Genomic DNA, 23280 nt, shown 5'->3' with positions numbered 1-23280 from the left:
AAGGTCTACGTTTCGCGATCCGTGAAGGTGGCCGTACAGTAGGTGCTGGTGTTGTTGCTAAGATCTTCGACTAATTCTTAACGAATTAAACGAAATCTCGCACGTTTCTTCATCTTGAAGAAAACGCAGCAGAAAAAGGGAGGCTTTGGCTTCCCTTTTTCATATCTAATGATCCATTCAGTTATAAGCAGATAAAAAACGATCCTACTTTTTCTTTCTTTAAAACAGCGTGTTACCCTCTTACCAATATCTTCATTTTATCTCTGCATTCTAAGTGCTTGATCCTTTCTTATTCTTCCAAGATTAATATAACCAAATGTTCTGAATTGACCTTTCAATACGACTGGTAACAAGAACTATTCTTGTTTATATTGTTTTTTCGATAGTTACTGTTTATGGGTTTTGAGTATGTTTGTATGTCTTTGTCATGGTGTTTCTGACAAGAAAATTAGGAAGTTGGCAGTTGATGAAGGCATAACGGATATCAGGGGAATAAAGCGATGTACAGCTTTGGGTAGCCAATGCGGGAAGTGCATCCGACAAGCCAAAGAAATTTTAGCAGAACACTACACCGAACTAAAACAAGCTAGCTAATCACTGTAATTGCTCTGGTGAAAGCGCTGAGCCTTTTGACACCTTCTCATTTGCTTCTACATTTAAATGAAGCCTAAATAGAGGAGGGGCTAGTCAATGAAAGGCGATCCAATCATAATCCAACATCTCAACAAAATACTTGGTAACGAACTCGTCGCTATTAATCAGTATTTTCTTCATGCTCGTATGTATAAAGACTGGGGTTTAAAGCACCTGGCTGATAAGGAATATCACGAGTCTATTGATGAAATGAAGCATGCCGATCATCTCATTGAACGTATTCTATTCTTAGAAGGTTTACCTAACCTGCAAGATCTCGGCAAGCTGATGATCGGTGAAGATACCAAAGAAATGCTTGAATGCGATCTTAAACTGGAAATGGCCGCTATTCCTGATTTAAAAGATGCGATTGCTTACGCAGAAGATATTCGAGACTACGTTTCACGTGATTTGTTTCAGGATATCCTCGAAGATGAAGAAGAACATGTCGACTGGCTTGAGACTCAGCTTGGCTTAATCGAGATGTCTGGCATCGAAAATTATCTGCAAGCGCAGTATGTCGATGAGGAATAATCTCGGCAATTTCCTCGTTATGTTTACAAATCTGATGCTTACAGCAGTGCACCTGACTTAAAAGTTGGGTGCTTTTCCTGCTTATCTGGTCTAATCTCTTTTAATATCGATTTTTTAAGGATATTGCTCGCAATCTTACCTATGAAGATTGACTTCTATCCATTAGAATTTATTCCCCCTTACCTAAAAAATAAAAAGAGAAACGCCCACATGTCTGAAGACAAAGCAGTAACTCCCGAAGAAGAGCAGCGCCAACGAGCCCTTGACTATCATGCATACCCAACCCCAGGGAAGATTGCAGTCGAGCTGACAACACCCGCAGAAACCGCCGGTGATCTTGCACTAGCATACAGCCCAGGTGTAGCTGAGCCTGTACGTGAAATCGCACAAAACCCAGACAATGTATACAAGTACACCGCGAAAGGTAACATGGTTGCCGTTATTTCTAACGGTACCGCGATTCTTGGCTTGGGTAACTTAGGTCCGCTTGCTTCTAAACCTGTAATGGAAGGTAAAGCGCTACTGTTTAAGCGTTTCGCTGGACTTGATTCGATTGATATCGAAGTAAAACACCGCACGATCGACGAGTTCGTTAATACCGTAGCAAGCATTGCTGATACCTTCGGTGGTATTAACCTTGAAGATATTAAAGCGCCAGACTGTTTCGAAATTGAAAAGCGTCTTATCGAACGCTGTGATGTGCCTGTATTCCATGATGACCAGCACGGTACCGCTATCGTAACGGCCGCTGGCATGCTGAACGCAATTGAGCTGCAAGGTAAGAAGCTTGAAGACTCTACGATCGTTTGTCTTGGTGCCGGTGCGGCTGCAGTAGCGTGTATGGAACTACTGATCAAATGTGGCGCGATGCGTGAAAAGATTTACATGTTGGATCGTAAAGGCGTGATTCATACTCGCCGTGATGATCTTAACGAGTATAAAGAGCTATTCGCAAATAACACCGACAAGCGTACTTTAGAAGATGTAATTGAAGGTGCTGACCTGTTCCTTGGCGTATCAGGTCCAAACCTGCTTCCACCTGAAGCATTAAAACTGATGGCGGATAAGCCGATTGTTTTCGCATGTTCAAACCCAGATCCTGAAATTAAGCCAGAGCTAGCACATGAAGTTCGTGATGACTTAATTATGGGCACGGGCCGCAGTGATTACCCGAACCAGGTAAACAACGTACTGTGTTTCCCGTTTATTTTCCGTGGTGCGCTTGATGTGCGCGCAAGCGAAATTAACGATGAGATGAAACTGGCTGCGGTTGACGCTATTCGTCAATTGGCGAAAGAGCCAGTGCCAGAAGCGGTACTGAAAGCGGCGGGTGTAGATAAGCTTGAGTTCGGCACTGACTACATTATTCCAAAGCCAATGGATGCTCGCTTACTGCCTCGCGTTGCAAAAGCTGTTGCTCAAGCGGCGGTTGACTCTGGTGTTGCTCGTATTGAAATGCCTGAAAACTACATGGCAGAGTAAGACAAAGATTTAAACGATGTACAAAAAATGGGACGCGATGGCGTCCCATTTTTTTATGTCATTTTTAGTATTAGGCGCTAAATAACCGTTTGGTGTATTCAACGTGCTCCTAATTACTCTTCGTCAAATGACTCAAATTCGATGCCCATTTCGGTCATCAGAGCTTTTGCTTCAGTCGGAATATCGTCAGGGCGATCTTTACGAAGGTCCTCGTCCGTTGGAAGTGGCTGACCCGTATACGCATGTAGGAATGCTTCGCATAGGAGTTCGCTGTTGGTTGCGTGGCGTAAGTTATTGATCTGACGACGAGTACGTTCATCAGTTAGCACTTTTAAAACTTTCAGCGGGATAGATACAGTGATTTTTTTTACTTGTTCGCTTTTCTTTCCATGCTCAGCATATGGGCTAATGTATTCGCCATTCCAGTCAGCCATTGCGTACCTTCATATTTGTAATAGGTTAAAAACTAATTGAGGTGCTGATTTTAGCTGCATTTACTGCCATAAGCAAAGACATATAGACGTCTAGAAGTGTTGACGTCTTAATTTTTGGCGAGTAAAGTGACAAGAACAGTAAGGGAAGTGTGCAATTCATTGAATCTGACCACTTAGATATAGCGCATTCCCATTTAGAAGTCATCACCTGTGAAAGGATACACCCATGAGTTCCCGTAAGCCTGCAACTATTGCTGTACGCACTGGTATTGAGTCTGACACTCAATACCATGCTGTCGTTCCACCAATCTACCTTTCAACGAATTACGGCTTTCCTGCGTTTGGGGAAGTGCCTAAGTACGACTACACGCGCTCTGGTAACCCAAACCGTGGATTATTAGAAAGTGCATTGTCTGAGTTGGAGTCAGGTAAAGGGGCTGTCATCACTAACTGTGGTACGTCCGCACTGAACTTATGGGTGTCTGCTTTTATTGGACCTGATGATCTTATTGTTGCGCCAAACGACTGTTATGGGGGCACTTATCGTCTGTTTAACACTCGTGCAAACAAAGGCGATTTCAAGGTGCTGTTTGTCGATCAAACTGACGAACAGGCGCTGGATGCGGCATTAGCACAGAAACCAAAACTGGTTCTGCTAGAAACGCCATCTAACCCTCTGGTTCGTGTTGTCGATGTTGCTGTCGTGTGTGAAAAAGCGAAGCAGGTTGGCGCATTAGTCGCCGTAGACAATACCTTTTTGACTCCTGTGTACCAGAAGCCATTAGAACTAGGCGCTGACTTTGTTATTCACTCTACAACGAAATACATCAATGGACACTCAGATGTCATTGGTGGTGTGATTATCGCTAAAACGGAAGAGCATGCAGAAGAGTTAGCGTGGTGGGGTAACTGTATTGGTGCGACAGGCACACCTTTTGATAGCTACATGACCTTGAGAGGTCTTCGTACCTTAGGTGCGCGCATGCGAGTGCATGAAGAAAGCTCACAGCAGGTGCTGGCTTACCTGCAGAAGCAATCTTTGGTGGCGAAAATTTATCATCCAAGTCTTCCACAGCACCCTGGCCATGAGATTGCTAAAAAGCAACAGTCTGGTTTTGGCTCTATGTTGAGCTTTGAGTTTGCGGGCTCGTTTGAGCAGCTTAAAGCCTTTGTTAAAGAGCTTCAGTTGTTCTCACTTGCAGAGTCTCTGGGCGGGGTAGAAAGCTTGATTTGTCACCCAGCATCTATGACGCATCGCGCGATGGGTGAAGAAGCCTTGGCTGAAGCGGGTGTATCACAGCAATTGCTGCGCCTTTCTGTAGGGCTAGAAGATGCACAAGATCTTATTGCCGACCTAGAACAAGCATTCACTAAATCTGCACAGCAATAGGAGTTAATAATGACTGTACAACGTCAGCTACACAAGTTTGGTGGTAGCAGCCTGGCAAACCCAGAGTGTTATTTACGTGTAGCGGGAATTCTCAAGGAATACTCTGCAGAAAATGACTTGGTGGTGGTCTCTGCAGCAGGTAAAACAACCAACCGCCTGATTGAGTTCCTTGAAGGCTTAGAAAAAGATGGTCGAATTGCGCATGAAGCTTTGCAGAGCTTGAGACAGTTTCAAATCAGTCTCATTGAAGAGTTATTAGAGGGAGACGCGCAAGAACAGCTGCTTGCCTCCTTACAAGATGAATTCAGTACATTAGCGGAACTGACCTCTCCGCTAACCGAAGCGCAAAAGGCGGCGGTATTAGGCCACGGAGAAGTATGGTCTTCTCGATTACTGGCCGCTTTACTGACGCAAAAGCAACTGCCTGCTGTAGCGCAAGATGCGCGAGCATTCCTACGCGCAGAAGCGGGTACTCAACCAGAAGTTGATCGTGCTCGTTCATATCCGCTTATCAAAGAGGCACTGGCACAACATAGTCACAAGCGTGTGATCATTACCGGCTTCATGGCACAAAACGATAACGGTGAAACTGTTCTGCTTGGCCGTAACGGTTCAGACTACTCTGCAACCGTGATTGGTGCGCTTGCAGAAGTGAGTACAGTGACGATTTGGAGTGATGTAGCGGGCGTTTATAGCGCAGACCCTCGTCTGGTATCAGATGCATGTTTACTACCACTCTTAAGACTGGATGAAGCGAGTGAGCTGGCTCGTTTAGCTGCGCCAGTACTGCACAGCCGAACCTTGCAGCCTGTGGCTCAAAGTACCATGGACTTGAGCCTTAAATGCAGTTACCTGCCAGAGTCAGGTTCGACCCGCATTGAGCGAGTTCTGGCTTCTGGTCGCGGGGCGAAAATCATCACCTCACTGGATGACGTGCTATTGGTTCAGCTAGCATTTGCGCATGGACATGACTTTGAGAAAGCACAGAGTGATGTTCTGGAATCCCTAAAACGCGTTCAGTTGGAGCCACTGGCATTTGAAGCTCAGCCTGAACAGCAGATATTACGACTGGCATACACAGCAGAAATTGCTGGCGGTGCACTCAAGTATCTACAGGAATCTGATCTGGATGCGGAGATTAACCTCACTGAGGGTTACTCTCTGATTGCTGCTGTAGGCGCTGGTGTGACAACTAATGCCAACCACTGTTTTGGTTTTCAGCAAAAGCTGAAACACTCTCCGGTGGAATTTATCTCTGAGACGGAGTCTGGTTTAAGCCTGGTAGCAGTATTACGTAACACTGATACCGAAGAACTGGTACAGACGGTTCACAGCCAGTTATTTCAGGCACAGAAGCGCGTTGCTGTCGCATTATGCGGTAAAGGGAATATCGGTTCGAGCTGGCTGAGTTTATTCGCTTCACAGAAGAATGAACTTGAAAAACGTCATGGCATGAGCTTTGACTTAGTCGCGGTGGTTGATAGCCAAATGTATTGGTTTGATAGCCAAGGCATTGATGCATCCAGTGTTTCAGCACGCTTCAATGACGAAAGTATTGCAAACGACGGCTCTTGGTTATCTCGTCTTGGTGCTTTGCAGGACTACGATGAAGCTGTGGTCCTCGATGTCACCGCCAGTCAGGAATTAGCGAAATGTTACGTTGATATCGCTCAGCAAGGCATTCACCTAATTTCAGCGAATAAAGTCGCAGGTTCAGCTGATAGTCAATATTACCATCAGGTCCAGGATGCGTTTGCCAAAATTGGACGTCACTGGCTGTACAACGCTACGGTAGGTGCTGGGTTACCAATCAACCATACGGTGCGCGATCTTCGTGAGAGTGGTGATGAGATTATTGCACTCTCTGGTATTTTCTCCGGTACGCTTTCATGGTTATTCCAACAGTTTGATGGCTCAGTGCCATTCAGCGAGTTAGTGGATTTAGCCTGGCAGCAAGGATTAACAGAACCTGACCCTCGCTCTGACTTAGATGGCTCTGATGTGATGCGTAAGCTGGTTATTCTGGCCCGTGAGTCTGGTCTGGACATCGAGCCGGGAAGCGTAAAGGTAGAATCGTTAGTTCCTGAAGAACTGCGCACGCTGAGCTTAGATGAGTTCTTTGATAACGCCGCACTGCTGAGCCAGACTCTGCAAGAACGTTTGTCCAAAGCGCAGAAAAACGATCAGGTACTGCGTTACGTTGCGCGTTTAGAGAAAGATGGCAAAGCGACCGTCGGCATTGAAGCCTTATCCCGTGAGCATGCGCTGGCTAACCTACTGCCGTGCGACAATATTTTTGCTATTGAGAGCAAGTGGTACAAAGACAACCCGCTTGTTATCCGCGGTCCTGGCGCTGGACGTGAAGTTACGGCAGGGGCGATTCAGTCCGATTTAAACCGCCTTGCTGGGCTATTCTAAACACTCAAAACCCCGGAATTCATCCGGGGTTTTTTATTCCTGTCTTGGTGCCATAATTAATCTCAGAACCGTTATTGGCGAACTATTTTTGTGGATAAATATTAGCTAATAATCAACTTGAACTATCCTCATCATTAACGTGAAAAAAATTCATAATCACAAGGTTGACATTAAATCGTATTCAATACATTCTGTAGACATATAGACGTCTAAACGTCGATTTGAGAATTTGATTTCGTGGCGGGTTGCCACAGGGAGAGTAAGATGGGTTACACGCACGCAGGCCATATCGATGCCTTAAACCAGAATATCGCTGAATTGTCAGACAATATTAATGTTTCATTTGAGTTTTTTCCGCCAAGCAATGAAAAGATGGAAGAGACGCTATGGAACTCTGTGCACCGTCTAAAAACACTCAAGCCTAAGTTTGTATCAGTTACTTACGGAGCTAACTCAGGCGAGCGTGACAGAACTCATTCCATCATCAAAGAAATCAAATCAGAAACAGGCTTAGTGGCAGCACCGCACCTGACTTGTATCGATGCGACTCGTGAAGAATTGATTGAGATTGCCGATGATTACTGGAACAACGGTATCGAAAATATCGTCGCACTACGTGGTGATATTCCACCAGGTGGCGGCGCTCCTGATATGTACGCATCTGACCTGGTTGAACTGTTGAAGTCTCGTCATGATTTCGATATCTCAGTTGCAGCTTTCCCAGAAGTGCATCCTGAAGCAAAAAGCGCACAGGCTGATCTGCTAAACCTGAAGCGTAAGGTGGATGCAGGTGCTAACCGAGCGATTACTCAGTTTTTCTTCGATGTAGAGTCTTACCTACGTTTTCGTGACCGCTGTGTTGTCGCTGGTATCGACGTAGAAATCGTACCGGGTATCTTGCCAGTATCTAACTTTAAACAGGCGTCTCGCTTTGCTGCGCAAAATAACGTAAAAGTTCCAGGCTGGATGAGCAAACAGTTTGAAGGGCTGGACGATGATCCGGTTACTCGTCAACTAGTTGGTGCAAGTCAGGCGATTGATATGGTGCGTGTACTGAGCCGTGAAGGTGTGAAAGACTTCCACTTTTACACTCTAAACCGAGCTGAGATGACTTACGCGTTGTGTCACACCTTGGGTGTACGTCCTCAAGTTGCAGTCTAAAACGTGAGTGAAAAAGAAAAGGCTTGCCCAATGGCAAGCCTTTTTTGTTGTTAAGCTATGAGCTGTTTGAAGTGGATTAGCCGATAACTTCAAGTTCAGTTAGCACTTCTTCTGCCCACGTGATCCACGTTTCGCGTAGTAGAAGGTTGCGGCGCAGTGTCAGGCGCTCCAGACGTGCTTGTTTATCCAGAGTAGACGGCGTCGCGTAGTATGCAGCTTCTATTTCTTTGTAGTGAGAAACCAGTTTGCGTGACTCTTCAACCAGTTCAGACAGTTGCTCACGGAAAGGTGCAGACGGTTGCACAGCACAAGCCATCAGCTTCGCTGAGAACTCGTCACGAACTGTTGGGTGTGCAGTTGGCTGATCAAACCATTCACCTAGTGCGCTACGTCCAGCATCTGTGATGGAGTACACTTTACGGTCTGGTTTGCCTTCTTGAGGCTCTAGTACGCAAGTAACCAGTTCTTTCTCAGCCATTTTGTTTAGCTCACGGTAAACTTGCTGGTGGCTCGCTTTCCAGAAGTAACCAATGCTAGCTGAGAATTCTTTTGTGATATCGTAACCGGTTGCATCGCGCGTGCTAAGCACAGTTAAGATTACGTGTGGTAATGACATGTCTTCAATCCAAATGGTCAATAAACTTGTAAACAAGCTACTTATACTTTCAGCTGCGCTCTTAATGGCGTTTTGAGTTTTTATGCATAAGTAGCACCAACAAATGTTGGTCCTGTCACCTTAAAGCCGTTTATCACCTAGAAAGATGGGTGGAACCCATCAAGGCTGGAGCTGATATGGTTGGATTTATTCGCTCTCAGCAAGGCGAGTAGTATATAAATAATAAGCATGAAGTGGAATACTAGGAAAGAATAACACTAAAAAACTAACATAATACTCAGTAATGTGTTTTTGTGGTTATTTATTCTGATTTATTGGTTCTTTTTGGGTTGTTTTTAGGGGCTTTATCTGGTTAATTGCTGTTCAATTTGATGGGTATAAGAAAGGCTGAGCGATTGCTCAGCCTTTTATATCATAATCTGTTACAAGTAACAGGCTATTTTAACCAGTGTTACGCATACCTGCCGCGATACCCGCAATAGTCACCATTAGCGCTTCTTCAAGGTCTGCTGATGCTTCCTCATTTTGACGTGTACGATACAGCAACTCGGCTTGAAGCATATTCAATGGCTCAACGTAGATGTTACGTAAGCGGATGGACTCCAGACCCCACGGGTCATGCTGCATCAGGTTCTCGTTGTTTTCTACATTCAGAACCGCTTTGATGTCCTTCTGAAGCTGCTCTCGTAATCTTTCGCCTAATGGACGAAGTGACTCATCAACCAAGCGCAGGTCGTAGTAGCGAGAGATATCGATGTTACACTTCGAGTACACCATTTCTAACATGCCAAGGCGCGTTGAGAAGAATGGCCACTCACGACACATCTCTTCCAGTAACGCTTGATGACCTTTGTCGATCGAGTACTGGATTGCTTCACCGGCACCTAACCATGCTGGCAGAACCAAACGGTTTTGGCTCCATGAGAAGATCCATGGAATGGCGCGTAAGCTTTCTACACCACCTTTAGGGTTACGCTTCGCAGGGCGCGATCCCAGTGGCAGTTTACCGAGTTCCAGTTCTGGGGTCGCCTGACGGAAGTAAGGTACAAAATCTGGTTCGCCTCGTACAACGCTACGGTACGCTTCACAGCTCACCTGAGACAGCACTTCCATCAGATCACGCCACTCTTGTTTTGGCTCTGGTGGCGGTAGCAGGTTCGCTTCCAGAATCGCGCTGGCGTATAGGTTAAAGCTGTTTACGGCAACGTCTGGTAGACCCAGCTTAAAGCGAATCATCTCGCCTTGCTCGGTAACACGCAGGCCACCTTTAAGACTCTTAGGTGGCTGAGACAGTAACGCAGCATGCGCAGGAGCACCACCACGACCAACCGTACCGCCACGGCCGTGGAATAATGTCAGTTCCACGCCTTCCTCTTCAGCAACTTTAACCAGAGACTCCATTGCATGGTACTGAGCCCAGCCTGCAGACATAACACCCGCATCTTTTGCAGAGTCAGAGTAGCCAATCATGACCATTTGGTGGTTTTGGATAAAGCCACGGTATAGGTCGATATCCATCAGTTGTTTAATAACTGACTCAGCGTTATTCAAGTCGTCCAGGGTTTCAAACAGAGGACAGACATCCATACGGTAAGGACAGCCAGATTCTTGTAGCAGTAAGTGAACTGCCAGTACGTCTGACGCGGTACGTGCCATGGAGATAACGTAAGCACCGAATGCTTCACGAGATTGTGCAGCAATGATCTTACAGGTGTCCAAAACCTCTTGAACTGGTTCAGATGGTTCCCAGTCACGAGGTAGAAGAGGGCGTTTGGAAGCTAGCTCATTGGTTAGGAACGCAAGCTTGTCTTGCTCACTCCACTGCTGGTAGTCGCCAATACCAAGATGGCGAGTCAACTCAGATAGTGCATCTGCGTGACGAGTACTTTCCTGACGAATATCCAGACGAACTAGGTGAACACCAAATGCTTTCACGCGGCGCAGAGTATCAAGCAATGAGCCATCTGCGATTACACCCATACCACACTCGTGTAGTGATTGGTAACACGCGTATAGAGGTTCCCAAAGCTGTTCTACTTTTTGTAGTGGTGCTTTGACTGCCAGCTTCTGACCATTGATCTTCGCATCAAGAATATCTTTGGTTTCGTTGAGCAGAGAGCGAAGCTGCTTGAGGATCGCACGGTATGGTTCGTGTTGATCATCTCCAGCCAGTTCACGCACTTGATCGTTGCTGACTGTCATCGACAGTTCACTGATCAGTTCGTTGATGTCATTTAGATAAAGATCTGCCGCCTTCCAACGCGATAGAAGCAGAACTTCACGCGTGATGTTGTGCGTAACAAACGGGTTGCCGTCACGGTCGCCGCCCATCCAAGAGGAGAAATGCACTGGACGTGCGTCGATTGGTAAACCTTCGCCAAGATAAGATTCCAGACGATCATTCATCTCGCGTAAAAACTCAGGTACGGCTTCCCATAGTGAGTTTTCTACAACAGCAAAGCCCCATTTCGCTTCATCAAGCGGTGTCGGACGTTGTTGGCGGATGACGTCTGAGTGCCAGCCTTGGGCAATCAGCTGTTCCAGACGACGTTCAGTTTTCTTGCGCTCTTTCGATGAAAGGTCGCTTAACTCTAGCTTTGATAAACACTCGTTGATTTTCACCAGTTTGTTGATCATGGTGCGACGAGTGATTTCAGTTGGGTGAGCCGTCAGTACCAGTTCAATATTCAGGTCACGTACAGCCTGAGCAGTATCAAGCTTGCTAACATCGTTTTGTACCAGTTTAGAAAATAGCGAGTTGATCGCGTCTGGTTCGCAGATGTGCTCTTCACAGTGACGTGAAATCGTGTGGTATTGCTCAGCAATATTCGTGAGGTTTAGAAATTGGTTAAAAGCTCGAGTGACTGGTGTCAATTGCTCATCAGGAAGGTGTTTAATTTCTTCTATCAAGCTTTCTTTGTCTGCTTGGTTTCCTGCTTGGGCTGATTTGGATAATTTACGAATAGTTTCCACTTTCTCGAAGATTTCTTCGCCATGGGCATCGTGAATGGTATTACCCAGTAAGTGGCCTAACATGCGCACATTGCTTTTGAGTGCGGCGTATTTCTCGTTCATTGTCGTCCTGCCTCGTAAAAAAACTACATCCATTGTCCTTGTTAAGACACCAATCTAGCGAAAAGCACCAGTTCTAGTCAAATAAAGCCGACTATGTTTGTAATTATTCCGCTTCTCTCCTGATTTAGAGCAAAGTTACTAGGCCTATGGCGTAATAAATGAAAATTAATTACAAAATAACAAGTTAAATTAGTGTTAACGGTTAACTCATTGTGGTGATAAATAACCGTCTGTACAGCTCATCGGAGCTGTACAGGTACGTTGTCTTTTTATTTCGCTAACAACAGTATTTGACCATTGCTTTAGACAGTACATCAATGGTCGGGTCAATAAAATCAAAAGCAAGAAACTCATCTGGCTGGTGGGCCTGATCGATAGAGCCCGGTCCAAGTACCAAGGTTGGGCACAGTTCCTGTAGAAATGGCGCTTCTGTACAGTAGTTCACGGTTTGAGAGCTGGTTTCACACAGTTCTTCTACGCCACCAATGAACGGGTGGTCATGAGGGCACTCGTAACCCGGAATCGATTCGTGCAGAGGTACTATCTCAATACGTCCCGGCCATTTGGCTTCCACTTCTTTTAAAGCTCCGCGCAGCATGTTCTCCAGACCATCTAAGCTAATACCAGGTAAAGGGCGAACGTCGTAATGCAATTCGCAGCAGCCACAAATACGGTTTGCGCTGTCACCACCGTGAATGTGGCCCAAGTTCAATGTTGGGTTAGGTATAGCAAAACCCGGGTGGTGGTACTCTTTAATTAACTTATCGCGCAGCTGCATCATGGCAAACATCACTTCATACATGATCTCAATGGCGTTAACGCCAAGTGCAGGATCGGATGAATGACCTGATTTACCCGTAACACGAATGGCGTTGGCGACATGACCTTTGTGGCCGCGAATTGGAACCAGGCTGGTCGGTTCGCCAATAATGCAGTAGTCCGGTTTAAACGGCGCATTAGCGGTAAAGTGTCGAGCACCTAACATCGTGGTTTCTTCATCACAGGTCGCTAATACATAAAGTGGCTTCTTCTGTTTACTCCAATCGACTTTCTTGACGGCTTCATAAATGAACGCAAAGAAGCCTTTCATGTCTGCCGTACCCAGACCGTAAAAGCGGTTGTCTTTTTCAGTCAGTTTGTGCGGGTCGAAGTTCCAGCGCCCTTCATCAAATGGCACCGTGTCGCTGTGACCGGCTAAGAGGAGGCCACCTTCGCCTTCGCCCATACGTGCGATCATATTGTGTTTGCCTGGTTCGACTTCTACCACCTCCACACTGAACCCAAGATCTTTGAACCAGGATGCGAGTTTCTCTATGACTTTGGCATTGCCTTGGTCCCATTTTGGGTCGGTGGAGCTGATCGAAGAGGTGCTGATGAGTCCTTCATAGACCTCTAGAAACGTTGGTAATTGCATGGATTCTTCAAATCTCCTATTGACAGACAGAGCACAAAACTGTAAAACACATATTAAATCATATTTAATGAATAAAAAATCAAAATATAGCAAAAATTAAATATGAATAGTCACTTGAGCCTTTAAGTTTACGGATGTTATAGAATGCTAAAAACCACGATTATCGGAGCCAGCGGTTACACCGGCGCAGAGTTAGCTTTAATGGTTAACAAACACCCAGAACTCACGCTATCAGGTTTATACGTTTCCGCCAACAGTGTAGATGCAGGAAAAAGTATTGCCCAACTGCACGGCAAGTTAGCTGGCGTTATCGATATGCCAGTGAATCCGTTAACCGATCCAAAACAAGTGGCTGAAGAATCTGATGTGGTGTTTTTAGCAACAGCACATGAAGTCAGCCATGACCTCGCCCCAATTTTCCTTGATGCCGGATGTCAGGTTTTCGATTTATCTGGCGCGTTCCGTGTTCAGAGCGAAGGCTTTTACGACACGTTCTATGGCTTCAAGCATCAATTTAACAACTGGCTAGATAAAGCGGTGTACGGCTTAGCGGAGTGGAACTTCGAAGCAATTAAAAACACTCCTTTAGTTGCGGTAGCTGGCTGCTACCCAACAGCATCGCAATTGGCCATCAAGCCCCTTTTAGAAGGTGGTTTATTGGATACTCAACAATGGCCAGTGATCAACGCGACGAGTGGCGTATCTGGTGCAGGCAGAAAAGCGTCGATGACCAACAGCTTCTGCGAAGTGAGCCTGCAACCTTACGGAGTGTTCAACCACCGTCACCAACCAGAGATCGCTCAACACTTGGGTTGTGATGTGATTTTTACGCCTCATCTGGGCAACTTTAAGCGTGGCATTCTAGCCACCATCACAATGAAGTTGTCCGCAGGTGTGACTGCAGAGCAAGTGACTCAGGCGTTCGAACAAGCGTATCAAGGCAAGCCTGCGGTACGTCTAAAAGGCGATGGTATTCCACGTATTCAGGATGTTGAAAATACGCCTTTCTGCGATATCGGCTGGAAGGTTCAAGGCGAACACGTGATTGTGATTTCTGCCATCGACAACCTACTCAAAGGTGCATCAAGTCAAGCGATGCAATGTTTAAATATTCATTACGGTTACCCAGAACTGACAGCGTTGCTGTAGTCGTTGATAGAGGGAAAAGCAATGACGCAAACCAATCAAGCTCCATTAGTCATTAAGCTAGGCGGTGCAGCTTTATCTTGCACAAAAACCTTAAGCCAACTTTTTGGTGCCATCGCGGCCTATCAAAGTTCGGCGCAGCGACAAATCGCCATCGTTCATGGCGGTGGCTACTTGGTGGACGAGCTAATGAGCAAGTTGCAGCTCGAAACCGTAAAGAAGCACGGATTACGCGTGACGCCATACGATCAAATTCCAGTTATTGCAGGAGCACTAGCGGGTACAGCAAATAAGTTACTACAAGGTCAGGCGATTGCAGATGGTCTTAACGCAGTGGGCATGAGCTTAGCGGATGGCGGTTTATGCCAGGTGGAAGAACTCGATCCGGAATTGGGCGCAGTAGGTAAAGCCTCTCCGGGTGATTCAACACTGATCCAAGCGATCTTAAACACTGGCGCGCTGCCAATCATCAGTTCAATTGGCCTGACAAAAGAAGGTCAACTGATGAACGTCAATGCGGATCAAGCGGCCGTTGCGGTTGCTGGTGCACTGGATGCGGAGTTGGTTCTGCTTTCAGATGTAAGCGGCGTTTTGGATGGTAAAGGTCACTTGATCAAAAGCTTGTCTGAAAAAGAAGCCGATGCATTGATCGAAGGTCATGTGATCACTGACGGCATGATCGTCAAAGTTAAAGCCGCTTTGGAGGCTGCCAATGATCTTGGTCGTCCTATCGAAGTAGCAACCTGGCGTTACCCTGAGAAGCTGGAGCAGCTATTTGCTGGTCAGAGCATCGGTACGCAATTTCTGCCTCAATAACGTCGCAGTAAAGAATTTAAAGAATTAAACATTAGGAAGTAGTTGGCACTGACCGCCGAGAGCAGAGCCAGTTAAATTTGGAGAAAAAAATGAGCAAAGTGAACGTAAATAAAGTAGTAGTCGCATACTCAGGCGGTCTAGATACTTCAGTAATCATCCCGTGGCTAAAAGAGAACTACAACTGTGAAGTTGTGGCGTTTGTCGCTGATGTAGGCCAAGGCGCAGAAGAGCTAGAAGGCATTGAAGCGAAAGCGAAAGCATCAGGTGCATCTGAATGTTACATCGCGGACCTGAAAGAAGAGATGGTTGCAGACTACGTCTACCCAACGCTAAAAACTGGCGCTTACTACGAAGGTAAATACCTGCTAGGTACTTCAATGGCGCGTCCAATCATCGCGAAAGCACAGGTTGAAGTGGCTCGTAAAGTTGGCGCTGACGCACTGTGTCACGGTTGTACTGGTAAAGGTAACGACCAGGTTCGTTTTGAAGGTGCGTTTGCAGCACTAGCACCAGATCTACATGTTATTGCGCCTTGGCGTGAATGGGATCTAGTAAGCCGTGAGCAATGTCTGGATTACCTGGCTGAGCGTAACATTCCTTGTTCAGCGTCTCTGACTAAGATTTACTCTCGTGACGCAAACGCATGGCACATCTCAACCGAAGGTGGCGTGCTAGAAGATACTTGGAATGCACCAAACGAAGATTGCTGGGTATGGACAGTTGATCCAGAGCAAGCGCCAAACGAAGCTGAATACGTGACGCTAAAAGTTGAGAAAGGTGCCGTGGTTGCAGTAGATGGCGAAGCAATGACGCCATACAATGCGTTAGTTTACCTAAACGAGAAAGGCGCGAAGCACGGTGTTGGTCGTATCGATATCGTAGAGAACCGTTTGGTGGGTATGAAGTCTCGTGGTTGTTACGAAACTCCGGGAGGCACCATCATGATGGAAGCACTGCGTGCCGTTGAGCAGCTAGTGCTAGACAAATCATCATTCGAATTCCGTGAAGAGCTAGGTCTTAAAGCCTCTCACCTTGTGTACGATGGTCGTTGGTTCACGCCGCTATGTAAATCAATCCTAGCGGCTTCAGAAGAGCTTGCTCAAGATGTGAATGGCGAAGTGGTTGTTAAGCTATACAAAGGTCAGGCAACGGTTACTCAAAAACGTTCTGACAACAGCCTGTACTCAGAAGAGTTTGCTACCTTCGGTGAGGACGAGGTTTACGACCAAAGCCATGCTGGTGGTTTCATCCGTCTTTACTCGCTATCAAGCCGTATCCGCGCTCTGAACAGCCAGAAGAAATAAGCATATTTCATCATTGATTAAAAAGACCTGCCATTGTTTGGCAGGTCTTTTTGTTTTCAACGCGTTTTTATGTGTATGAAACTAAATTATCGTGAATAGATATGTAAAAATATTGAATTTATACTTTATTTTTTCTTCAAATTGCCGTAACGTTGGCCTATAAGAAAAAGTGAGCAAATGACCATCAATTTAGTCATCACTAATTAGAGTACTTTAGAGTTAGCAATAGTCATCAGGAGAGACGCAATGGCATTATGGGGCGGAAGATTTACCCAAGCAGCAGATACCAGATTCAAAGAATTCAACGATTCGTTGCGTTTCGACTACCGATTGGCTGAGCAAGACATTGTAGGCTCAATTGCATGGTCTAAGGCATTGCTGTCTGTCGATGTGCTGTCGGCAGAAGAACAACAGAAACTTGAACTCGCTTTAAACGAGCTGAAACTTGAAGTGATGGAAGATCCGCATCAGATCCTAGGCTCTGACGCAGAAGACATCCACTCTTGGGTTGAGCAGCAACTTATCGGTAAAGTGGGTGACTTAGGTAAAAAACTTCATACTGGCCGTTCACGTAACGATCAGGTAGCCACCGACCTTAAGCTTTGGTGTCGTCAACAAGGTCAGCAATTATTGATTGCTTTAGACCGTCTGCAATCGCAAATGGTCCACGTTGCTAAGCAACACCAAGGCACGGTATTGCCAGGTTACACTCACCTTCAACGTGCACAACCTGTGACCTTTGCTCACTGGTGTCTGGCTTACGTTGAAATGTTTGAGCGTGACCACTCTCGTTTGAGTGACGCACTACAGCGTTTGGACACCTGTCCACTGGGCTCTGGTGCTCTGGCGGGTACTGCTTACCCAATCAACCGTGAGCAACTGGCGCACAATCTCGGTTTCCACCGTGCAACGCGTAACTCACTGGATTCGGTATCAGACCGTGACCATGTGATGGAACTGATGTCTGTCGCTTCTATCTCTATGCTGCACCTTTCGCGTCTGGCTGAAGATATGATTTTCTACAACTCAGGTGAGTCGAACTTCATCGAGTTGGCTGATACGGTGACTTCTGGTTCATCCTTGATGCCACAGAAGAAAAACCCAGATGCACTTGAGTTAATCCGTGGCAAAACTGGCCGTGTTTACGGTGCGCTTTCTGCGATGATGATGACCGTTAAAGCGCTGCCACTGGCATACAACAAAGACATGCAGGAAGACAAAGAAGGTTTGTTCGACGCATTAGATACCTGGAACGATTGCATGGAAATGGCAGCGTTGTGTTTCGATGGTATCAAAGTCAATGGTGAAAGAACGCTGGAAGCGGCGAAGCAGGGTTATGCGAATGCGACTGAGCTGGCTGATTACCTTGTTGCGAAAGGTATTCCATTCCGTGAAGCTCACCATATTGTTGGTGTTGCCGTAGTCGGTGCGATTGAGAAAGGCTGCGCGCTTGAAGAGCTGTCTTTAGAAGAGCTGAAAGTATTCTCTGACGTCATTGAAGATGATGTGTATGAGATTCTTACTATCGAATCTTGTCTTGAAAAACGTTGTGCGCTTGGTGGTGTGTCACCACAGCAAGTGGCTTATGCGGTTGATCAGGCAGACAAGCGTTTAATTCAGCGTGATAATGCGGCAGTTAAAGTACGTCCTGCGCGTTTGACTGACATTGAGACGTTAGAAGGTATGGTCGCTTACTGGGCTAACCTGGGTGAAAACCTGCCACGCTCTCGTAATGAATTGGTGCGCGATATTGGCTCATTTGCGGTCGCAGAGCATCATGGTGAAGTCACTGGTTGCGCTTCATTGTATGTCTATGACTCTGGGTTAGCCGAGGTTCGCTCTCTGGGCATTGAAGCTGGCTGGCAAGGCCAGGGGCAGGGTAGTGCGATTGTGAACTACTTAGTGGAAAAAGCGCGTCAAATGGCGATAAAAAAAGTCTTTGTGTTAACAAGAACACCTGAGTTCTTTATGAAACAGAACTTTGTACCGACTTCGAAATCTCTATTACCGGAGAAAGTACTGAAAGACTGTGACCAGTGCCCTCGTCAACATGCGTGTGATGAAGTTGCGCTGGAGATCAATTTGGTCGAGCAGTTGATCCAGAAAAGTTATGTAGCATAAATGGTCGATCGTTTTAGCATTCAACGACATAACTGAGTGGCGATATCGTTACATAAGTATTTGCTAAAAAATTCGAAAAAAGATGGAACCTTTAAGAGGAAGCCGGGTCTATTAAAGTACCACTGCTTTTTCTTAGAAGAATCTAAGAGAGCCCCAGAATCGATATTGATTTTGGGGCTTTTTTCTATCTGTAATTTGAGTAATGAGGCTGGTTTAGCCTAAGTAGGTTTCCAGCTCTTCGCTGCCGCCAATGAGTCGGCCACCAATGAATACCTGAGGCACAGTAGTACGGCCTGAAATCGCGCGTAGGCTTACTGTCGTTGCATCTTTACCCAGGATCACTTCTTCATACTGAAGCCCTTTATCAATAAGGTTCTGCTTCGCTTTCACGCAGAATGGGCAACCTGGCTTGGTGAAGACCGTAATTGATTCCTGCGTCTTGTAGTCAGGAGCGATGTAGTTGAGCATTGTATCCGCATCTGAGACTTTAAACGGGTCGCCTGGCTCATTAGGTTCAACAAACATTTTTTCAACCACACCATTTTTCACCAACATGCTGTAGCGCCAAGAGCGTTTACCAAAGCCTAGTTCACTTTTATCAACCAGCATTCCCATACCCTCGGTGAATTCACCGTTTCCGTCAGGGATGAAGGTAATGTTTTCCGCTTCTTGCTCTTGTTTCCATGCGTTCATTACAAACGTGTCATTAACTGATACACATAAAATTTCATCCACGCCGTGCTCTTTAAATACTGGAAGCAGTTCGTTGTAGCGAGGCAAATGGCTTGAAGAACAAGTCGGAGTAAACGCGCCTGGTAAACTGAATACGATGACCGTTTTGTTTTTGAAAAGCTCATCCGTGGTGAGATTAACCCAGCTGCCGTTTTGACGAGTAGGGAAAGTAACTTGTGGGATGTTCTGACCTTCTTTAGAGATAGACATAGTGTTCCTTTTAATTCTTTTTAGTCGTGAGCGTTCGGCTCGTATCTGTTCTGTTTGATTAGGCTTATTATGATAAAAATCTTTTGATAGCTGTAATCGTTTAGTGTTATGGTTTTGATAGGTGTTAACTATCACTAAATAGAAGCGAATCGTGTGTTATGAATATTAGGGACTTTGAGTACCTCGTCGCGCTTGCGGAACATAAACACTTCCGTAAGGCGGCAGAAGCATGTTTTGTCAGCCAGCCGACCCTTAGCGGACAAATTCGTAAGTTAGAAGACGAGCTTGGAACAACGCTTTTGGAGCGCAGCAGCCGCCGAGTGCTGTTTACTGACTCTGGTTTACAACTGGTGGATCAAGCAAAACGTATTTTAAGTGAAGTGAAAATGTTTAAGGATATGGCGAGCGGCCAAAATGGCGCGATGACCGGTCCATTGCATATTGGCTTTATACCTACAGTCGGTCCTTACTTATTACCTAAAATCCTGCCAGATCTAAAAGTTGAATTTCCGGATCTGGAGTTATTCCTACATGAAGCGCAAACCCAGCAACTGGTGCATCAGTTGGAAGATGGTAAGTTGGATTGTCTGGTACTGGCGTCCGTGGCAGAAACCGAACCATTCAAAGAGATCGAGGTGTATAACGAGCCGTTAAGTGTTGCAGTGCCTTGCGATCATGAGTGGGCATCGTTAGATAAAATTGACATGATGTCCCTGAAGGGGAAGACGGTACTGGCTCTCGGAGATGGCCACTGCTTACGTGATCAGGCGCTAGGCTTTTGTTTTGCGGCAGGTGCAAAAGATGATGAGCGATTCAAAGCCACGAGTTTAGAGACGCTGCGTAATATGGTGGCTGCAGGCGCTGGGATCACTTTGCTACCTCAGCTATCACTGCCACATGAAAAGCAAAAAGATGGCGTTAGTTACATTCCAGCGGTAAATCCGACGCCCACTCGTAAAATTGTTCTGGTGTACCGTCCTGGCTCACCACTTCGTGCACGATTTGAAGCACTCGCGGCGAAGATCAAAGATATTCTGGCGAGTTACCCATCCTCTATTGCAGCTTAATAGCGATGAGTTTATGTAAAAAAGGGGAGCTATTGGCTCCCCTTGTTGTTTATTGTGCAGGTTTTAGAACAGTTCTTCGGTTGCTCCACCACCGCTGGAGTAAATACTGTCTTCCAAGAAGCTACCTGAGTATTCGGTTGGCTCTGTACCTTTCTCGAAGTATTCCATCATAGAGCTGCCATCGACATTGTCGGTCAGCATGCCGCTACTACGGTCAATGCGTACTTGTACAATGTTGTCCGGAACCTGTTTAGTCTGCTCTGGTGTGTTTTCAAGCGCCACACGCATAAAGTCGATCCAAGCTGGCTCGGCTGTTTTACCGCCAGCCTCTGCACCTGATACTTGGCCTTGACCGAGGTTACTGTTCACCGTAGCACGGCCAAGCGCTCGTGAGTGGTCGTCAAAGCCAACCCAGGCGACAGCTACAACACCTGGGCCGTAACCATTGTACCAGGCGTCTTTAGAGTCATTCGTTGTACCCGTCTTACCGCCGATATCACGACGTTTCAAAGATTGTGCACGCCAACCTGTGCCGTTCCAACCAGTGCCTTCTCGCCAGTCACCGCCACCCCAAATATTGCTATACATCATTTCACGCATCAGGAATGCATTTTCTTGTGAAATAACTTGAGGGGCGTATTGAGGTTCATCACTGTCTAGCGCGTTGTCTGTTGCTAACCCTTCAATCTCGACATCTTGTTCACCAAACTCATTCGCAAAGCGATCCTCGGTGTATTGTTCGACGACTTGTGGGCAGTTCTGCTTACAAACGCTCTTAGGGTTTGCTTTAAACAGTACTTCACCAAACGCATCTTCAATTCGGTCGACATAGAACGGTTCAACATAGTAACCGCCGTTAGCAAATACGGAATAACCTTGCGCGACTTTCATCGGCGTTAAGCTACCAGCACCAAGTGCAATGGTTTCTGAGCGCGGAACATCGTTAATATCAAAACCAAAACGTGTTAGGTATTGACGTGTTTCATCCAGACCCACTTCGCGTAGTGTACGAACAGCCATTACGTTCTTAGATTGAGCAAGGCCGATACGAAGGCGAGTTGGACCACCGTAAGTTGGCGGTGAATTTTTTGGTCGCCATGCAGAACCAGAGCCTGCATCCCATTTGTTAATAGGTGCATCGTTGACGAGCGTCGCCAGCGTCAGACCTTTATCAATAGCGGCAGAATAAATGAACGGTTTGATACTCGAACCTACCTGACGTACCGACATGGTTGCACGGTTAAACTTGCTATGGATAAAGTTAAAGCCACCCACCATAGACAAGATAGCGCCGTTTTCTGGATTCATGGCGACAAACGCGGTGTTGGCATTCGGAACCTGACTCAGCTTCCAATTGTGTACCGTATTACCTTCGTCATCGCTAGAGCTCATCTCACGAACCCAAATCTGATCACCTTCAGAGAGAATATCCTGCGCTGATTTTGGCGCTGAGCCCTGACGATTATCCGTTAGGTATTTACGTGCCCAGTTCATGCCTGACCAAGGGATCGTTTGCATCTGGTTGTTCTTCACCCATACCTGCGCCGTTTTGCCTTCTACTTTGGTTACTACTGCAGGAGAAAGGTCGCCGTAGGTAGGCTGCTTCTTAAGGTGCTGTTCAATTTGCTCGGTATCCCAGGCACTTTCACCTTTTTTCCAAAGTGCTTTTTCGGCACCACGATAACCATGACGTTCATCGTAGGCGAGCAGGTTATTTACGGCAGCAGCGTTTGCGGCATCCTGAAGTTTTGAATCTACCGTCATGTAGATGTTCATACCTGACGTATAAGCTTTTTCTTCACCGAACTCTTTCACTGCCCAAGCACGAGCTAACTCAGCAACATACGGTGCTGATAACTCGATCTCCGCACTGTGATAGCGCGCTACGATCGGTTCATTACGAGCCTCATCGTACTGTTCTTGAGTGATGTAATCCTCATCCAGCATACGCATTAAGACGACGTTACGACGATTAGTCGCACGCTCTAGTGAGTAAATCGGGTTCATGGTTGATGGCGCTTTTGGCATACCAGCCAACGTTGCAATTTCACTGAGTGTCAGTTCGTTGAGACTTTTACCAAAGTAAACCTGCGCAGCTGCACCAAAACCATATGAGCGGTAACCGAGGAAGATCTTGTTAACGTAAAGTTCCATGATCTCTTGCTTACTCAGCAATTGCTCAATGTGGATTGCGATGAAAATCTCTTTAATTTTACGCATGAGTTTCTTCTCATTTGATAAGAAGAAATTACGCGCCAACTGCTGAGTAATGGTACTCGCCCCTTGCTTTGCTGAACCAGAAAGCGCAACGACTACTGCAGCACGAGTGATACCGATTGGGTCGATACCAGGATGCTCGTAAAAACGGCTGTCTTCTGTTGCGATTAACGCATGAATCAAGTCTTGAGGAATTTCATCATAAGTTACAGGAATGCGACGCTTTTCACCGAACTGTGCGATCAGCTTCCCGTCTTGACTAAACACCTGCATAGGTGTTTGTAATTCAACGTCTTTTAGAGTTGCAACATCTGGTAATTCAGGCTTCACGTACTGATAGAAGCCAAAAATAGTGGTGACTCCAAGAATTATGCAAATCAATGTTAATAAAAATAAACGCTTTATGAACTTCACCGGAGAATCCCTGATTGGTTGAGGCTGTGTAACTGCAAACCCTTGTACTCTTAGGTCAAAAATTTAGCACATAGAGATATTAACTCTTATTTGGGC

The 23280-nt window shown here is 46.2% G+C and carries 17 protein-coding genes and 1 pseudogene; 12 read left to right on the top strand and 6 right to left on the bottom strand.

Annotated elements, in window-relative coordinates; all coding sequences use genetic code 11:
* The 4 genes and pseudogenes from V1U08_RS22260 to V1U08_RS22245 all read left to right on the top strand — a co-directional run.
* A pseudogene (locus tag V1U08_RS22260) lies at positions 1-74 on the top strand (elongation factor Tu); the annotation flags it as partial.
* A 334-nt stretch (positions 75-408) separates the two neighbouring features.
* Positions 409-594: a (2Fe-2S)-binding protein gene (locus V1U08_RS22255; protein ID WP_076633424.1), complete on the top strand. Its 186-nt coding sequence runs from the start codon at positions 409-411 to the stop codon at positions 592-594.
* 96 nt (positions 595-690) lie between these two features.
* On the top strand, positions 691-1167 hold the full coding sequence (gene bfr / locus V1U08_RS22250; RefSeq protein ID WP_014233168.1) for a bacterioferritin: 477 nt from the start codon (positions 691-693) through the stop codon (positions 1165-1167).
* Between the two features lie 210 nt (positions 1168-1377).
* Positions 1378-2649, top strand: a complete 1272-nt coding sequence (locus V1U08_RS22245; RefSeq protein ID WP_014233167.1) for a malic enzyme-like NAD(P)-binding protein — start codon at positions 1378-1380, stop codon at positions 2647-2649.
* Positions 2650-2762: 113 nt separating this feature from the next.
* On the opposite strand, the gene metJ is transcribed toward V1U08_RS22245, so the two are convergent.
* A complete protein-coding gene (metJ, locus tag V1U08_RS22240) occupies positions 2763-3083 on the bottom strand; it encodes a met regulon transcriptional regulator MetJ (RefSeq protein ID WP_014233166.1) in 321 nt (106 codons plus the stop codon).
* A gap of 226 nt (positions 3084-3309) precedes the next feature.
* Here metJ and V1U08_RS22235 point away from each other — a divergent pair, with 226 nt between their 5' ends.
* From V1U08_RS22235 to metF, 3 genes are all read left to right on the top strand, one after another.
* Positions 3310-4473: an O-succinylhomoserine (thiol)-lyase gene (locus V1U08_RS22235; protein ID WP_020334622.1), complete on the top strand. Its 1164-nt coding sequence runs from the start codon at positions 3310-3312 to the stop codon at positions 4471-4473.
* Positions 4474-4482: 9 nt separating this feature from the next.
* Positions 4483-6891, top strand: a complete 2409-nt coding sequence (locus V1U08_RS22230) for a bifunctional aspartate kinase/homoserine dehydrogenase II (RefSeq protein ID WP_330471429.1) — start codon at positions 4483-4485, stop codon at positions 6889-6891.
* Positions 6892-7155: 264 nt separating this feature from the next.
* Positions 7156-8052, top strand: coding sequence for a methylenetetrahydrofolate reductase (gene metF / locus V1U08_RS22225; protein ID WP_014233163.1), 897 nt, complete (start codon positions 7156-7158; stop codon positions 8050-8052).
* 76 nt (positions 8053-8128) lie between these two features.
* On the opposite strand, the gene V1U08_RS22220 is transcribed toward metF, so the two are convergent.
* From V1U08_RS22220 to argE, 3 genes are all read right to left on the bottom strand, one after another.
* Positions 8129-8668: a PadR family transcriptional regulator gene (locus tag V1U08_RS22220; protein WP_014233162.1), complete on the bottom strand. Its 540-nt coding sequence runs from the start codon at positions 8666-8668 to the stop codon at positions 8129-8131.
* Positions 8669-9109: 441 nt separating this feature from the next.
* Complete coding sequence (gene ppc, locus V1U08_RS22215; protein ID WP_330471428.1) at positions 9110-11743, bottom strand: phosphoenolpyruvate carboxylase; 2634 nt, start codon at positions 11741-11743, stop codon at positions 9110-9112.
* 277 nt (positions 11744-12020) lie between these two features.
* A complete protein-coding gene (gene argE, locus V1U08_RS22210) occupies positions 12021-13157 on the bottom strand; it encodes an acetylornithine deacetylase (RefSeq protein ID WP_014233160.1) in 1137 nt (378 codons plus the stop codon).
* Between the two features lie 144 nt (positions 13158-13301).
* Between argE and argC the strand changes: the two genes are divergently transcribed.
* The 4 genes from argC to argH all read left to right on the top strand — a co-directional run bounded on the left by argC (position 13302) and on the right by argH (position 18544).
* Positions 13302-14306 (top strand): N-acetyl-gamma-glutamyl-phosphate reductase, encoded by a 1005-nt coding sequence (gene argC, locus V1U08_RS22205; protein WP_020334620.1) that lies wholly within the window; start codon positions 13302-13304, stop codon positions 14304-14306.
* A gap of 21 nt (positions 14307-14327) precedes the next feature.
* Positions 14328-15119, top strand: coding sequence for an acetylglutamate kinase (gene argB / locus V1U08_RS22200; protein WP_014233158.1), 792 nt, complete (start codon positions 14328-14330; stop codon positions 15117-15119).
* An 89-nt stretch (positions 15120-15208) separates the two neighbouring features.
* Complete coding sequence (locus V1U08_RS22195) at positions 15209-16423, top strand: argininosuccinate synthase (RefSeq protein WP_014233157.1); 1215 nt, start codon at positions 15209-15211, stop codon at positions 16421-16423.
* A 246-nt stretch (positions 16424-16669) separates the two neighbouring features.
* A complete protein-coding gene (gene argH, locus V1U08_RS22190; protein WP_014233156.1) occupies positions 16670-18544 on the top strand; it encodes an argininosuccinate lyase in 1875 nt (624 codons plus the stop codon).
* 213 nt (positions 18545-18757) lie between these two features.
* Here the strand turns inward: argH and V1U08_RS22185 are convergent, their stop codons facing one another.
* On the bottom strand, positions 18758-19486 hold the full coding sequence (locus V1U08_RS22185) for a redoxin family protein (RefSeq protein WP_014233155.1): 729 nt from the start codon (positions 19484-19486) through the stop codon (positions 18758-18760).
* 158 nt (positions 19487-19644) lie between these two features.
* On the opposite strand from V1U08_RS22185, the gene oxyR reads away from it, so the two are divergent.
* Entirely contained in the window at positions 19645-20553 is a 909-nt protein-coding gene (gene oxyR / locus V1U08_RS22180) for a DNA-binding transcriptional regulator OxyR (RefSeq protein WP_014233154.1), read from the top strand.
* Positions 20554-20616: 63 nt separating this feature from the next.
* Here oxyR and V1U08_RS22175 read toward each other — a convergent pair whose 3' ends face one another.
* On the bottom strand, positions 20617-23184 hold the full coding sequence (locus V1U08_RS22175; RefSeq protein ID WP_330471427.1) for a penicillin-binding protein 1A: 2568 nt from the start codon (positions 23182-23184) through the stop codon (positions 20617-20619).
* Between the last annotated feature and the right edge of the window lie 96 nt (positions 23185-23280).

It is taken from the genome of Vibrio sp. YYF0003, assembly GCF_036350715.1.
Lineage (GTDB): Bacteria > Pseudomonadota > Gammaproteobacteria > Enterobacterales > Vibrionaceae > Vibrio > Vibrio natriegens.
This window is presented reverse-complemented; position numbering and strand designations above follow the sequence as displayed.

Bases quoted from the DNA above. Each gene is read 5' to 3' on its own strand.
- V1U08_RS22255 (WP_076633424.1), top strand. From the start codon at position 409: ATGTTTGTATGTCTTTGTCATGGTGTTTCTGACAAGAAAATTAGGAAG.
- metF (WP_014233163.1), top strand. From the start codon at position 7,156: ATGGGTTACACGCACGCAGGCCATATCGATGCCTTAAACCAGAATATC.
- oxyR (WP_014233154.1), top strand. From the start codon at position 19,645: ATGAATATTAGGGACTTTGAGTACCTCGTCGCGCTTGCGGAACATAAA.
- V1U08_RS22235 (WP_020334622.1), top strand. From the start codon at position 3,310: ATGAGTTCCCGTAAGCCTGCAACTATTGCTGTACGCACTGGTATTGAG.
- argE (WP_014233160.1), bottom strand. From the start codon at position 13,157: ATGCAATTACCAACGTTTCTAGAGGTCTATGAAGGACTCATCAGCACC.
- ppc (WP_330471428.1), bottom strand. From the start codon at position 11,743: ATGAACGAGAAATACGCCGCACTCAAAAGCAATGTGCGCATGTTAGGC.
- argB (WP_014233158.1), top strand. From the start codon at position 14,328: ATGACGCAAACCAATCAAGCTCCATTAGTCATTAAGCTAGGCGGTGCA.
- argH (WP_014233156.1), top strand. From the start codon at position 16,670: ATGGCATTATGGGGCGGAAGATTTACCCAAGCAGCAGATACCAGATTC.
- V1U08_RS22185 (WP_014233155.1), bottom strand. From the start codon at position 19,486: ATGTCTATCTCTAAAGAAGGTCAGAACATCCCACAAGTTACTTTCCCT.
- argC (WP_020334620.1), top strand. From the start codon at position 13,302: ATGCTAAAAACCACGATTATCGGAGCCAGCGGTTACACCGGCGCAGAG.
- V1U08_RS22195 (WP_014233157.1), top strand. From the start codon at position 15,209: ATGAGCAAAGTGAACGTAAATAAAGTAGTAGTCGCATACTCAGGCGGT.
- V1U08_RS22220 (WP_014233162.1), bottom strand. From the start codon at position 8,668: ATGTCATTACCACACGTAATCTTAACTGTGCTTAGCACGCGCGATGCA.
- metJ (WP_014233166.1), bottom strand. From the start codon at position 3,083: ATGGCTGACTGGAATGGCGAATACATTAGCCCATATGCTGAGCATGGA.
- V1U08_RS22245 (WP_014233167.1), top strand. From the start codon at position 1,378: ATGTCTGAAGACAAAGCAGTAACTCCCGAAGAAGAGCAGCGCCAACGA.
- V1U08_RS22230 (WP_330471429.1), top strand. From the start codon at position 4,483: ATGACTGTACAACGTCAGCTACACAAGTTTGGTGGTAGCAGCCTGGCA.
- bfr (WP_014233168.1), top strand. From the start codon at position 691: ATGAAAGGCGATCCAATCATAATCCAACATCTCAACAAAATACTTGGT.